The sequence below is a fragment of the Duncaniella sp. genome, assembly GCF_029056165.1.
GTDB lineage: Bacteria > Bacteroidota > Bacteroidia > Bacteroidales > Muribaculaceae > Duncaniella.
Genome location: NZ_JAIDBW010000008.1, coordinates 29,400 through 42,399 on the forward strand (window position 1 = coordinate 29,400; position 13,000 = coordinate 42,399).

Consider the following 13,000-nt stretch of genomic DNA (forward strand, 5'->3'; position numbering starts at 1 on the left):
CATCAATTCAGACCAATGAACCGCACCATCGCCCCAAAAGTATATAATTTCGGACCCCTCGTCCTCGCTCCTGCATCAACCCACACACTTACTAACGGCATACGGATCTATGTCGAGAGCGGTAGCGAGATCGAAGTCAGCCGTCTGACGGTTGCCCTTCCCGCAGGAGAGGCCGAATCACCGAAACCGGGATTGGCGTCATGTGCGGCAATGGTTCTGATCGAGGGAACTAAACGCATGACCGGAGAAGAAATAGCCAATACACTCGAATACAACGGTGCTTGGATCAACTCCTCCGTCTCAACCCACTATTCCACCATTACTCTATCAAGTCTCAACGACAAGTTTGAGGATCTTCTTCCGGTACTTGCTGAAATGATACTGTTTCCAACGTTCCCGGCTGAGGCTGTCGCCAACCTGCTCCAACGTCAGGCAGCACGGCTGGACATCGAGCATGGTAAAGTATCATTCCTTGCCGATAAAGCCATACGTCCCGTCGCTTATGGAGAATCCAATCCGCTTGCCCGGACTGACTCGCCCGACGAGATCCGGTCCTTCACGCCGGAAGAGCTTTCAGATTTTCACTACTCACGTCTTGATCCCAAAGAAATTCATATCTTCTTCGCAGGAAACATTACCGAGACTATGATAAAAGCGGTTGATAAGGTCTTCTCCCGTTTCCCCTCACACGCTTCCGTCCCCATAGCTACCCTCCATTTCCCTGACAAGATAGAAAAACAGCAACGGATCGACGTCACATTGGATCATGCTCGACAGAGCGCGGTAAAAATGATGATTCCTGCCGTCGGTCGTGAGAGTGATGATTTCGTACCTCTACGTGCCGCTGTAACTGCCCTCGGTGGATACTTCGGTAGCCGCCTCATGCTCAATATACGTGAGGACAAGGGGCTTACCTACGGTATTTCCGCCGCACTTCTCGGCTACTCGCAGCGCAGTTTTATCACCGTCGCAACCCAGACCGACGGATCGGCGAAAGAAGAAGTGATTCGCTTGATATTCGACGAGATGGAAAAGATGAAAGATCCTGCAAGCTATACCGACGATGAGATCAGGCGTCTCTCTCGCTTCCTTCTTTCAAACCTCGCCACCATCCTTGATACTCCCTTCAGCCGGATAGATTATACGCAGACTCATATCTTCGCATATACACCTGATGATTACTTCGAACAGCAGGAACGTCTCGCACGCAATCTCACCCCCGACATTCTTGCCGACATGGCCCGACGTTATTTCGACACTTCCGCGGCCATAATTGCAACAGCGGGAAACTGATCTATGCTTAATGCGATAAAGGTTAAACTTTTGACCGTGTGACACGTCTAAATAGTATTATTTCTTCTATCACACTTTTAATTCTTTCCGCTATGCTCAACAAGATCTCTACCTCCCTGCTGACTATCGGTCTTCTGTGGTTCACATATTCAACATCTGCAGCTCAGACCCCGCATCATGAAGCTCCCTACCAACAGCAGGAACAGGCCGCACGTCATGGGAATAACGGTCATCAGAAACCCGGCAGACCGCATAGACCGCACAGACCATCGTATTTCGTTGATAGCAACGGTGTCTATTTTGACGGACATAAGGTGAAAGATGCAAGCAGCATGAACTTCAAGGATCTCGGCGATTTTTATGCTAAAGACACGTGGAATGTTTATTACCAAGGAGTGAAAATTTCCGGGGCAAGTGCCGGTTCATTCACCGTCCTCGGTGACGGATATGCCAAGGACACATGGAGCGTATATTTCAACGGAAAAAAGATTGGGGATGCATCAGCCGGATCGTTTCAAGTATTGAAAGACGGCTACGCCAAAGACACGTGGAATGCTTACTACTTAGGAGTAAAAATTTCAGGTGCAAGTGCCGGTTCGTTCACCGTCCTACGTGATGGATATGCCAAGGATACGTGGAATGCCTATTTTGATGGCAAGAAGATCAGCGGTGTCTCAGCAGGATCTTTCCAAGTTCTTAAAGACGGCTACGCAAAGGACACATGGAGCACGTATTATTTCGGTAAAAAAGTCAAATAATCCTCCCTATGTCAGCCCTCAATGTGATACTGTGACTACCTTTGTTGGATAGTATTACAACATGAAGGCAAATGTTTTCTCATTCCGTAATAAGTTTAGAGATTAGTTCCAATATAATTTTTTGAAAGTAGAACATGATATTTAAATGGGATTTCGTAAATTTGCATCTTGATTTTGCAATAGAAATCGCTTCCAATATCATACCCCCAATCTATTCAAAGCCCGTCTATCAGATGTTTGAACTTCAATTCACTCCGACTATCATAATTCTCCTCTCTATCATTGTCGTAGCCTCCCTCTACCTCATTTTAGGATTCCGTCATTATGTGGCCTCGGTCAGTTCTCGGATCACACGAGACAATGAAGCTCCATTCCCGACCGAACCGTCAGCCTATCCCTCGGTATCCGTAATAGTGTATTCTGAAGATGATGCTTCCAATCTGGAAATACTCCTTCCCCAGATTCTCGAACAGCAGTACGACGGCCACTTTGAAGTGATCGTTGTCAATGACGGTGCGGTTTCATCAACAAAAGATGTCATCGCTCGTCTCGAACGCCGCTATCCAAATCTCTACATGACCTTCACCCCACTTGAGTCGCGTTCGCTGTCAAGGAAAAAACTCGCCATCACTCTTGGCATAAAGGCTGCACGCTATGAGGTGATCATGCTCACCACAGGTAATTGCCGCATTGAATCGCCTACATGGTTGAAATGCATGATGCGCCATTTCATCACAGGCAAAGAAGTCGTGATCGGCTATGCAACACCCCTTATCCCTGACGATGTACCCAACCCGTGGAAGCGGCTTCACTCTTTCGATGAAGTCCGCACAGCTGTCGAATATCTCTCGTGGGCTATAGCCGAACGTCCTTATCGTGGCAACTGCTACAATCTCGCCTACCGCCGTTCGGTTTTTTTCAAGAACAAGGGTTTCTCACGCACACTGCATCTGAAGTTCGGTGACGATGACCTTTTTGTCAACGAAGTGGCCAACGCACATAACACCGCCGTCGAACTCTCCACTGCCTCAATCGTCGAGGTTCTTGATTCATACCCACAGATAGCACATCGCAATGCAAAACTGCGTTATGACTACACGGCAAAATCACTGCGCACATGGTCACGAGTATTCTTCGGCTCATGCTCATTGGCATGGTGGATTCTGCTTGGATCAGCCGTAGCACTTTCCATCATTGGTTTCCCGTCCATAATTCCGCTTATCGCAGCCTGTGTGATATGGCTCGCCGTGACCATAACACTGATGTTTGCATGGTGCAAGACATCACGGTCACTCGGTTCGCGTCCCTTGCTCCTTACAGTGCCTTGGTTCATGACCTACGAACCTGTCTATAACTTCTACTATCGGATCAAAGGACTGTTCAAACGCGGTCACAACCTCACTTGGAACTGATCGGCAATTTACTTATTCTGCCGGCGTATTAAAAATCCCATAAACGATGAAAGGCACTATTGAGATCAACGGTCTGCGCCTCTTCGCCCGTCACGGAGTGTTTGAGGAAGAGCGGCGCAACGGTAACACATTCGAACTTACAGTCCATCTCGACTACCCTATAGAAAAGGCGATGGAGAGTGACGACGTTACCGACACGCTGAACTATGCGGAGGCCATCGAGATTATCCGGTCCCAGATGGATATTCCGTCCGACCTGCTCGAACATGTCGTCGGTCGTATTTACCGTGCATTGACCGAGGCTTATCCGGCCATTTCCGGAGGCTCTATACGGCTTACGAAACTCAATCCTCCCATTCCGGCAGACATTGACGGTACGGCCGTCAAACTCGAATGGTAATTTCCACCTGTGTTATTTCGATATTCCAAACAATAAAAATAAATCTATAATCTACAATATGTCAACTCCTGTCCTTCTTCTAACCGGCTATCTCGGAAGTGGCAAGACCACTCTTGTGAACCATATCCTCACCAACGAACGCGGAATCCGTTTCGCTGTTATCGTCAATGATATCGGTGAGGTGAACATCGATGCCGATCTTATCCAGCGCGGTGGTATAGTCGATACAAAGGATGATTCACTCGTGGCCCTGCAGAACGGCTGCATCTGCTGCACCCTTAAAATGGATCTCGTAAAGCAAATCGACGACATCTTGGCTATGGGTAAATTCGACTACATCGTCATCGAAGCAAGTGGTATCTGCGAGCCTGCACCTATCGCCCAGACCATCTGCTCAATTCCTCAGATGGGTGCGGACTACACCAAGAATGGCGTGCCCCGCCTCGACTGCATTGTGACTGTTGTGGATGCCCTGCGTATGCAGGATGAGTTCAACTGCGGTGAGATCCTTACCTCGGAGAAACATGATGAGGAAGACATTGCAAATCTCGTCATCCAGCAGATGGAATTTTGCAATATAATTATTCTTAATAAAATCTCTGAAGTCACGGACAAGGAAAAGGGACGCATCCGCACCATCATCAAGACCCTCAATCCCGGCGCACGCATAATCGAGTGTGATTATGCTGACGTTGATATAAACGATATCATCAACACACACCTCTTCAATTTCAACAGTGTCGCAACCTCAGCCGCTTGGGTACAGGAGATTGAGAAACCTATCGAACAGATCGAGGAAGAGGAACGCGAACACCATGAACATGAGCATCACCATCATCACGAACATGAGCATGATCACGAGCACCACCATGACCACGGGCATGACCACGATGATGAATGCGAATGCCACCACCACGAGCACGAGCACGAACATGATCATCATGAGCATGGCGAAGGCTGCACATGCGACTGCCACCACCATCATCACCATCACGGTGAAGGAGAGGCTGAGGAATATGGTATCGGCACATTCGTTTATTTCCGCCGCCCCGGTTTCGATCTGAACAAATTCGACTATTTCGCAGCCAATAAGTGGCCTAAAAATATCATCCGTTCCAAAGGCATCTGCTATTTCGGCAATAATCCCGACATGTCATATCTTTTTGAAAGTGCCGGTCGTCAGAAGCAGCTCAAAGAGGCTGGAATGTGGTTTGCGACAGCACCGGAGGACGAACTTCAGGAACTCGTGGAGCAGGATCCTTCTATACTCCGTGATTGGGATGATGACTATGGCGACCGCATGATCAAGATTGTATTCATCGGACAGAATCTCGACCGCAAAGCAATCACTGAAGCCCTCGATGCCTGTCTTGACGTATGAAGCCATATCTGCAAGTAGAAAATCTGACCAAAAGCTACGGCGACCGCCTGCTATTCGACTCTGTCACCTTCGGCGTTAACGAAGGTGACAAGATTGGTCTTATCGCCAAGAACGGTACAGGAAAATCGACTCTGCTCCGCATTCTGTCCGGAAGTGAAGCTCCAGACAGCGGATCCGTTACATTCCGCAACGATCTGCGCGTAGGTTTCCTCGCGCAGATGCCGGAATTCGAGAAGGGAAAATCCATTATGGACAACCTCCTTGCTACAGTGCGCCCCGAACAGCATGAGGAATGGGGACACGAGGACCGCATAAGACAGATGCTCTCGCAGCTCGGCATTGATGATCCGTCGCGCGAAGTCGATCACCTGTCAGGTGGCCAGCTGAAACGTGTGGCTCTCGCGCAGGTACTGCTCGGCAATCCCGACCTCCTTATACTCGACGAACCCACCAACCACCTTGACCTTGCCTCAGTCGAATGGCTTGAGAACTATCTCACACGTATGCGTGTGACACTGCTGATGGTGACTCATGACCGCTACTTTCTTGATCGTGTCTGCAACAAGATCATCGAGATAGACATGCAGCAGATCTTCACATACGAAGGAAACTTCGACCTCTATCTCCGCCGGCGTGCCGAACGGATCGAGGCTCTTACGGGCGAACTTGCCAAGGTGAAGAATCTGCTGCGCAAAGAACAGGAATGGATGCGCCGTCAGCCACAGGCCCGTGCAGGAAAAGCACGTTACCGCATCAATGCATTCTATGATCTGAAGGAACGCTCTCGTGCCAATTATGATGAGAAGCAGATCGACCCGACTGAAATCAAATCATCCTACATAGGCTCAAAGATTTTTGAAGCCGAGGGTATTTCAAAGCGTTTCGGCGACAAAGTCATCCTTGATGATTTCACTTACAATTTCGCACGTTATGAAAAACTCGGCATAATCGGCGGAAACGGAGTCGGCAAATCGACTTTCGTCAAGATGCTCCAAGGACTGATAGCCCCCGACAGCGGTGCATGGAATGTCGGCGAGACCGTCCGTTTCGGTTACTATTCGCAGGAAGGTCTCCAACTACCTCCCGGCAAAAAAGTGATCGATGCCATCACGGACATAACCGAGGACGTAGTGATCAACGGCACGACCCACTACTCCCCCATGCAATTCCTGAACCGCTTCCTCTTTTCACCAGCGGATCAGCAGAAATACATATCCACTTTGAGCGGAGGTGAGATGCGACGCCTGAATCTCGCTGCCGTCCTCATCACACAACCCAACTTCCTGATTCTCGATGAGCCGACAAACGACCTTGACATCATGACCCTCGGTATCCTTGAGGACTATCTGAGAGAATTCAAGGGCTGTGTCATAGTCATTTCGCATGACCGTTTCTTCCTTGATTCGATCGTGGATCATCTCTTCGTCATGGAGGGCAACGGTGTCATCAAGGATTTTCCCGGAAATTACACTGATTATCGGAATTATCTCAAGGAGCAGGCCAAGGCCACACAAGCAGCGGCAAAAGCTGTCGCCACGTCGTCGTCACAGCAGGATGGGCAGACTTCACGCAGGGTGAACGAGCGTCCGCAAAGACTCACATTCAAGGAGCGGAAAGAACTCGAAGCCCTCACCAAGGAGATTGATGAACTGACGGAAGAAAAAGCCTCGCTCGAAGCACTGTTCAATTCCGGTGAAGAGCTTACGGACATAGCTGAAAAAGCCAAACGATACAGCGAACTCAAAGATATCCTCGATGAGAAAGAGATGCGTTGGCTCGAACTCTCGGAAAAGGAGTGATCTCATCCTCCCCCCTACCTCATGTTTCAACCATAACTTTTAGGAAAGCTTCAACCATACATCTATTCCGGTCTATATAATCCCATCTATTGTTTAGGGATTATATAGATCCGGATTAAAGAAATCAGCGATATCACGAGCCTGTTCGAGAGCTTTGGCCGCCGGACTTTCGGGATTGATCATTGAAGCCTTGGCATAGTCACCGGTTGCCCCTGCACGGTCTCCTATGCGCCATCTCAGCTTCCCGCGCTCGAAAAGCAGTCTGTCATCATCCGGAGAGAGTTTAATGAGATCATCGAGAACAGACAGAGCCGCCTCGATCTTACCCTCTGAAATAAGTATGCGGTAATCCTGCGCCATATCAATATTATCGGCTTGAGTTTCCTAATTAATGTTTTCAACCGTTGAAACTTACGTGATAAGAACGCGTGACATGCATCAGGACTGAACAAAAGAGATTTTAACGCTGTTTAACTGTTAGATAGTGTTTCTATCCGAATAGATCAGGATCCTATCCTCCCGGTCAGAGCTATCTGCATATCAAAAAACGCCACGTATGTCCAACAGTACGCAAAACTACTAAAAAGAATTGTCATCACAATGAAGAAACTACATTTTCTGTTTTCGCTCCTGCTCGGTGTGACTTTCAATGCACTTGCGGTTGATCCGACTGCTACTGACTACTCTTTCATCGAGTGTCAGGGTTCAGCCAATCCTTATCCCGACCGGACGGTCAGGGATCTCGCCTATCCGGACTCACTCAAACCTGTCTATCTTAACCACGTAGGGCGTCACGGAGCAAGGTTTCTTTCATCGTCCAAATATACTACTTCTCTTCTCCGCACACTCCATAAAGCCGACTCGCTGAAGACCATCACTCCGATGGGGCGAGAGCTTATACGGATCTGCGATCTCGTTGTCACGCGTACAGCCGGACGCTGGGGTGCGCTCGACTCACTCGGTATGGCAGAGCAACGTGCCATAGCCTCACGCGCTTTTATGGCCTACCGTCCTCTGTTCGACAACACAAAGATAAATGCCATCTCTTCCTATGTTCCCAGATGTGTCATGTCGATGGACGAATTTACCCATCAACTGACGCGTCTCAACAACAAAGTGGAGATCTATATGTCATCCGGTCGTCAGAATTCACCGCTCGTGCGTCCTTGGCATGATGATGAAGCCTATAAGGAGTTCATGGCCGGAGAGGAATGGCACAAAGTCTATGAAGATTTCCTGAATAAGCAAGTCCCTGTAACTGTTGCTGAACGCGCCCTCGGCAAGAATTATCCGTTTTTTGGCGATGAAGCCCGCGATGTAAGTCTGGCCATTTATAAAGTGCTCGCCGGCTGTGCGGCTATGTCGGTACAGATAGATCTGCAGAAATATTTCACTCAGGCAGAGATCAACGCCCTCTGGAGCGTCGAGAATCTTCATCATTACCTGACTCACTCCGCATCCACCCTTTCGAGTGCAGCTCCTGACCTTGCATCCAAGCTGCTATCCGAACTCATATCCACAATCGACACTGCCATTGCAGGCAGCAATCCTTACAGCGTCATGCTGCGTTTCGGTCATGCCGAAACCATGATGCCGCTTCTCGCACTCATGCACATTCCCGGTTGCTATTATATGACCAACTATTTCGACACCGTTGGACTTCACTGGCGTGACTTCTATGTCGTTCCCATGGCCTCCAACCTGCAGATGATTCTTTTCCAATCTGAAAGCGGAAAATACTACGTCCGTGTTGATCTCAACGAGACCCCTGTCCCGCTTATACCCGGTCAGAATACCATCTACATTCCTTGGCAGCAGGCACGTGACTATCTCAACCGCTGTCTTCCTCTCCATTACCAAGTATAAGCAGGAAATATAAGTATTAACCCAAAAACGATTCAGGGTCTGCGCAAATGATACGCAGGCCCTGAATCGTTTTTTTGCAGGTGTTCAATACTACCTATTCCTAAAGCTTACCTCTGAAATAAGCGATAGCATCTTTCTGAATACGTGAATGCATCAGATAATTGCAACCGAGGTAAAGCAAGGCAAACACGGATGCCTGCATGATGCATACAGCAAGAGGATGCACGTCGAGATGACCGACAAAATAACACGGGATCATTATCACAGCCGTCATCGCAAGATACGGGATCATATCCGCGATATAGCTCCATAGCGGACGCTTCGTAAGCCGGATGACATAATAAAGAGTCACACCCCATGTTAGGGCCGAAGCTATTACCTGACCGACAAGCAGATATTTCAATCCTTCGACCGGCGACTGAGGAGTAGCAAAACCAATGTAGGGCAATACAATGATAATCGCGCCGACAGCAGTCACATCACGGATCAGTTCAGTGACAGCAAGCAGTTTTGCTTTTCCAAGACCGAGGATAAAGTTACGATAGAGAAGCATCAACACTGTAAAGACACCCTGCACAAGCATGATCTGAAAAAGTGGGATTGAAGGATCCCATTTCGTGTCGAAAAGCGTATGGAATATCGGTCTTGCCATTATTATCAGCAGACCCATGGCCGGGAAAAGCAGGTAGGAAGTGAAACGGTGGGTCTTACCGCACATATAAGCATAGCGTTCGTCATCATCCTGCACCTCTGAAAGGAGCGGAAGGAACGAAGCCGTCAATACCTGCGAGAGGGACATCACCCCCATTTTGCTCCACTTGTCGGCCTGACCATAATAACCCACAGACACAAGTCCGACTTTCAGGCCGATGAAAAAACTTGCGATATTCTGAAACACCGTGTTGAGAAAGGACGAAACCATCACCCCACTGCCCACGGCAAAACAGCTTTTAAGCGAAGTCATGGAGAATTTCCATAAAGGTCTCCATCCTCCTGTCCACCAAAGGATAATCGACTTGACAGCCGCAATAACCAAGGTCTGCCAGACCATAGCCCAAGCTCCCCAACCTGTCACAGCCATATAGATCCCAATGACGGAACCGCCTATAAGACCGATGGAATTGCTTACGGCGATCATCTTCACTTCCATACGCTTCATAAGCATATTCGTCTGGACAATCGCTGTGGCATTCAATATGAATGAAAGGAACATCACACGCGCAAGCGGTATCAGGCGATCGTCGTCACCAAACAGATAGGCTATCAGCGGTGAAGCAAAGAACAGGATGATATAAAGCGCGACGGCAATTCCAAGATTGAACCACAACACAGTCGAATAGTCAAGATGTGTCGGATTCTTCCGCTGGATCAATGCCGACGAGAAACCGCTGTCAATAAACAATGATGCAAAAGACTGAAAAATGAGGATGACGGTAACAAGTCCGAAATCCTCCTGCGAGAGCATACGCGCAAGCACGATGCCGGTGACAGTATAAAGCAGCTGTGACGACACGCGGTCTATCACATTCCACTTGATACTGCGCGCGACGGCCACTTTCAGGCCGACACCACCGACATTATCCTCGCTCATACGCACTTTCCGTCTCTATGGTTTTTATCGGGCTTACTTTCCAAGCGGGAAAGTCTTTATACCGACTGAACGGTTCTTGATCTCAGGATTACCCTTGTAATACAACTTGGTACTGCCCATACCCATCACGCTCAGGGTCTTGACAGCCCAAAGTCCGATCGAACCCGTACCACCGGCCTTAACTGACGCAGTCTGCGCCTCAAGTCCGTCAGCCTGTATGACTCCCGTTCCGGTAAAGTTGAAGTTCACATGCTCACACTCACCGTTTATAACAAGCGTACCGTTGCCGGTAGAGAGTGCGGCCGTTACTTCCGTAGCCTTCACGCCTTGGACAGACATACGGCCGTTACCGATAAGCTTGGCAGTAAATTTCGGCCCGTTTGCCACATTCACCACCTTGACCAGTGAGTCACCTGCATTTTCTATCTTTGTCAGATAGGTAGAATAGACCGTCACAACCGGCAGATTTGTCACGCCCACGTTCTCCGTGGAAATCTTCATTGAAAGTTTTCCCTTGTTATTATTGAAAATGAAGGCTGATGCCTGTGACGACGGACTTGTAAAAACAGCCAGACCGGCGGAGTCGGGATTGCACGAATAGACCACATTAAGACCGTCCGTGACCTTCAGTTCATGAAATTCACCTACATTAAGCTCGTACTTCACGAGATCCGCAGCCTGCACACCGATGAATCCAAACAGGAGCATCAGGGAGAAAAAAGCTTTCAGTTTCATTATTTAAAAACGCTATTTATATTGTCTGTAGATTATTCTTTCGATCTGTTCACATTTCCGGAGCATCGGGATCCATTGATCCTTGCTCTCCCCTCTGCTCATTCTCAATCAGGATTTCTTCTACGCGTGCCAGCACAGACAGAAGCTCGTCGAGCGTTGATGCGCGGAGCATTTCAATGCGCGTGCTTCGGAAATTAGATATGCCTTTGAACAGCGGTGATGCCGCAAGATGCCTTCTGATATGGAGAATGCCACGATACTCGTCAATGCGGTCAACACTCTCACGGATCTGACGCCTGATCAGTTCAAACTTATCGGCTATGCCAAGCGGTGCGACTCCGGTGGCATCAATACAGCTGCGGATATCGCGGAAAATCCAAGGAGCACCGATGGACGCACGCCCTACCATGACACCATCGACACCATAACGGCCGAATGCATCCCGCGCAAGTTCAGGGGTAGTTATGTCACCGTTACCAATCAGCGGGATGGTGAGACGCGGATTCTCCTTCACACGCGCTATCATTTCCCAATCGGCAGATCCGGTGTACATCTGCGAGCGCGTACGTCCATGGACAGTCAGAGCCTTTATACCGCAATCCTGAAGCTGCTCGGCAAGCGTCACTATTATCTTTGACTCATGATCCCATCCGAGACGGGTCTTGACAGTGACGGGAAGATTGACAGCATTCACCACGGCACGCGTGATCTCAAGCATCTTAGGGATATCGCGCAGCATACCTGCGCCCGCCCCCTTGCCCGCTACTTTTTTAACGGGACAGCCGAAATTTATGTCAATTATATCCGGACCGGCAGCCTCGACAATTTTGGCAGCCTCAACCATCGGCTCGACCTCACGCCCGTAGATCTGTATGGCAGTCGGACGTTCACCGGGATCAATAGAAAGTTTGCGGACAGTCGAAGGTATGTCGCGGACGAGTGCATCGGCACTCACAAATTCAGTATAAACCATCGACGCACCTTGCTCCTTGCACATCAGGCGGAAAGAACGGTCAGTGACATCCTCCATCGGAGCAAGCATCACAGGGCGTTCACCTAAATCTATATTTGCTATTTTCATTAGGGTATCTAAGGAGTGTGGACATTTACAGTCAGAGCCGGAATCAATCTAAGAGACAGCTCTCTGATTTTATGTAACAAAATTAGCTATTTTTTATAAATTTCCCTCCATCTATTCGCCGGATTGGCTAAATAGTGGCCTAAATTGCTAATTTTAGCTCTAAAGGGTACAAAAAAAGAAGCTGGTCACTCATAGTCATGAGCAATCAGCTTGATTTTTTCTTTCGTACTGTTAGTGCGAACTGTGTAGGCTGAAAATTATTCAGCAACAGCTACAGAGTCAGCGGGAGCAGCTACGCTGTCAGCGGGAACTGAATCAGCAACAACTACTTCTTCAACAGCAACTTCCTCTACTGCAACAGCAGCGGTGTCAGCAGCTTCAGCAGCCTTGTCAGAAGAACCGCAAGAGAAAAGTGATGCGCTGAAAACGACAGCGAGTAATAAAACTAACTTTTTCATTTTTTCTTTTTGATTAAATTATAAAACAATTTTTAAGCTTCAAAAACACCGCAAAGGTAAGACATTTTATTTACTTGGCAAACTTTTTTTTATAGTTTTTTCCTCTCATGCTTACTTTTTAGTAAAAAAGTTCTAAAAATTGTCATTTATCCACCCTTAATTTAACATTTGGCAAGATTTATACCTATTTTCACCAGATAAACTGCAAAACAAGATATGCACTGAA

12 protein-coding genes are annotated in these 13,000 nt (G+C 48.3%); 7 read left to right on the forward strand and 5 right to left on the reverse strand.

Features of this window, described 5'->3' with window-relative positions; genetic code table 11:
• The first annotated feature begins 15 nt into the window (after positions 1–15).
• The 6 genes from K2G41_RS01325 (at position 16) to abc-f (ending at position 7,043) form a co-directional block, all read left to right on the forward strand.
• Positions 16–1,293: a pitrilysin family protein gene (locus K2G41_RS01325; protein WP_300113321.1), complete on the forward strand. Its 1,278-nt coding sequence runs from the start codon at positions 16–18 to the stop codon at positions 1,291–1,293.
• 92 nt (positions 1,294–1,385) lie between these two features.
• Complete coding sequence (locus K2G41_RS01330) at positions 1,386–2,051, forward strand: DKNYY domain-containing protein (protein WP_300113324.1); 666 nt, start codon at positions 1,386–1,388, stop codon at positions 2,049–2,051.
• Positions 2,052–2,284: 233 nt separating this feature from the next.
• Positions 2,285–3,463: a glycosyltransferase gene (locus K2G41_RS01335; RefSeq protein ID WP_300113327.1), complete on the forward strand. Its 1,179-nt coding sequence runs from the start codon at positions 2,285–2,287 to the stop codon at positions 3,461–3,463.
• Positions 3,464–3,509: 46 nt separating this feature from the next.
• Entirely contained in the window at positions 3,510–3,863 is a 354-nt protein-coding gene (folB, locus tag K2G41_RS01340) for a dihydroneopterin aldolase (protein ID WP_300113330.1), read from the forward strand.
• Between the two features lie 58 nt (positions 3,864–3,921).
• Positions 3,922–5,244 (forward strand): GTP-binding protein, encoded by a 1,323-nt coding sequence (locus K2G41_RS01345; protein WP_300113333.1) that lies wholly within the window; start codon positions 3,922–3,924, stop codon positions 5,242–5,244.
• Positions 5,241–7,043: a ribosomal protection-like ABC-F family protein gene (gene abc-f, locus K2G41_RS01350; protein ID WP_300113336.1), complete on the forward strand. Its 1,803-nt coding sequence runs from the start codon at positions 5,241–5,243 to the stop codon at positions 7,041–7,043. The genes K2G41_RS01345 and abc-f overlap by 4 nt, the downstream gene beginning before the upstream one ends.
• A 93-nt stretch (positions 7,044–7,136) precedes the next feature.
• On the opposite strand, the gene K2G41_RS01355 is transcribed toward abc-f, so the two are convergent.
• Complete coding sequence (locus tag K2G41_RS01355) at positions 7,137–7,403, reverse strand: tetratricopeptide repeat protein (protein WP_300113339.1); 267 nt, start codon at positions 7,401–7,403, stop codon at positions 7,137–7,139.
• A gap of 240 nt (positions 7,404–7,643) precedes the next feature.
• On the opposite strand from K2G41_RS01355, the gene K2G41_RS01360 reads away from it, so the two are divergent.
• Positions 7,644–8,909, forward strand: coding sequence for a histidine-type phosphatase (locus K2G41_RS01360; RefSeq protein ID WP_300113342.1), 1,266 nt, complete (start codon positions 7,644–7,646; stop codon positions 8,907–8,909).
• 100 nt (positions 8,910–9,009) lie between these two features.
• On the opposite strand, the gene K2G41_RS01365 is transcribed toward K2G41_RS01360, so the two are convergent.
• The 4 genes from K2G41_RS01365 to K2G41_RS01380 all read right to left on the reverse strand — a co-directional run bounded on the left by K2G41_RS01365 (position 9,010) and on the right by K2G41_RS01380 (position 12,774).
• Positions 9,010–10,500, reverse strand: coding sequence for a lipopolysaccharide biosynthesis protein (locus tag K2G41_RS01365; protein WP_300113345.1), 1,491 nt, complete (start codon positions 10,498–10,500; stop codon positions 9,010–9,012).
• Positions 10,501–10,533: 33 nt separating this feature from the next.
• A complete protein-coding gene (locus tag K2G41_RS01370) occupies positions 10,534–11,235 on the reverse strand; it encodes a DUF2807 domain-containing protein (protein WP_300113348.1) in 702 nt (233 codons plus the stop codon).
• 49 nt (positions 11,236–11,284) lie between these two features.
• Complete coding sequence (dusB, locus tag K2G41_RS01375; protein ID WP_300113351.1) at positions 11,285–12,316, reverse strand: tRNA dihydrouridine synthase DusB; 1,032 nt, start codon at positions 12,314–12,316, stop codon at positions 11,285–11,287.
• Between the two features lie 257 nt (positions 12,317–12,573).
• Positions 12,574–12,774, reverse strand: coding sequence for a hypothetical protein (locus tag K2G41_RS01380; RefSeq protein WP_300113354.1), 201 nt, complete (start codon positions 12,772–12,774; stop codon positions 12,574–12,576).
• Between the last annotated feature and the right edge of the window lie 226 nt (positions 12,775–13,000).

Excerpts from the sequence above, each read along its gene's own strand:
- K2G41_RS01325 (WP_300113321.1), top strand. The coding sequence starts at position 16 with ATGAACCGCACCATCGCCCCAAAAGTATATAATTTCGGACCCCTCGTC.
- K2G41_RS01330 (WP_300113324.1), top strand. The coding sequence starts at position 1,386 with ATGCTCAACAAGATCTCTACCTCCCTGCTGACTATCGGTCTTCTGTGG.
- K2G41_RS01335 (WP_300113327.1), top strand. The coding sequence starts at position 2,285 with ATGTTTGAACTTCAATTCACTCCGACTATCATAATTCTCCTCTCTATC.
- folB (WP_300113330.1), top strand. The coding sequence starts at position 3,510 with ATGAAAGGCACTATTGAGATCAACGGTCTGCGCCTCTTCGCCCGTCAC.
- K2G41_RS01345 (WP_300113333.1), top strand. The coding sequence starts at position 3,922 with ATGTCAACTCCTGTCCTTCTTCTAACCGGCTATCTCGGAAGTGGCAAG.
- abc-f (WP_300113336.1), top strand. The coding sequence starts at position 5,241 with ATGAAGCCATATCTGCAAGTAGAAAATCTGACCAAAAGCTACGGCGAC.
- K2G41_RS01355 (WP_300113339.1), bottom strand. The coding sequence starts at position 7,403 with ATGGCGCAGGATTACCGCATACTTATTTCAGAGGGTAAGATCGAGGCG.
- K2G41_RS01360 (WP_300113342.1), top strand. The coding sequence starts at position 7,644 with ATGAAGAAACTACATTTTCTGTTTTCGCTCCTGCTCGGTGTGACTTTC.
- K2G41_RS01365 (WP_300113345.1), bottom strand. The coding sequence starts at position 10,500 with ATGAGCGAGGATAATGTCGGTGGTGTCGGCCTGAAAGTGGCCGTCGCG.
- K2G41_RS01370 (WP_300113348.1), bottom strand. The coding sequence starts at position 11,235 with ATGAAACTGAAAGCTTTTTTCTCCCTGATGCTCCTGTTTGGATTCATC.
- dusB (WP_300113351.1), bottom strand. The coding sequence starts at position 12,316 with ATGAAAATAGCAAATATAGATTTAGGTGAACGCCCTGTGATGCTTGCT.
- K2G41_RS01380 (WP_300113354.1), bottom strand. The coding sequence starts at position 12,774 with ATGAAAAAGTTAGTTTTATTACTCGCTGTCGTTTTCAGCGCATCACTT.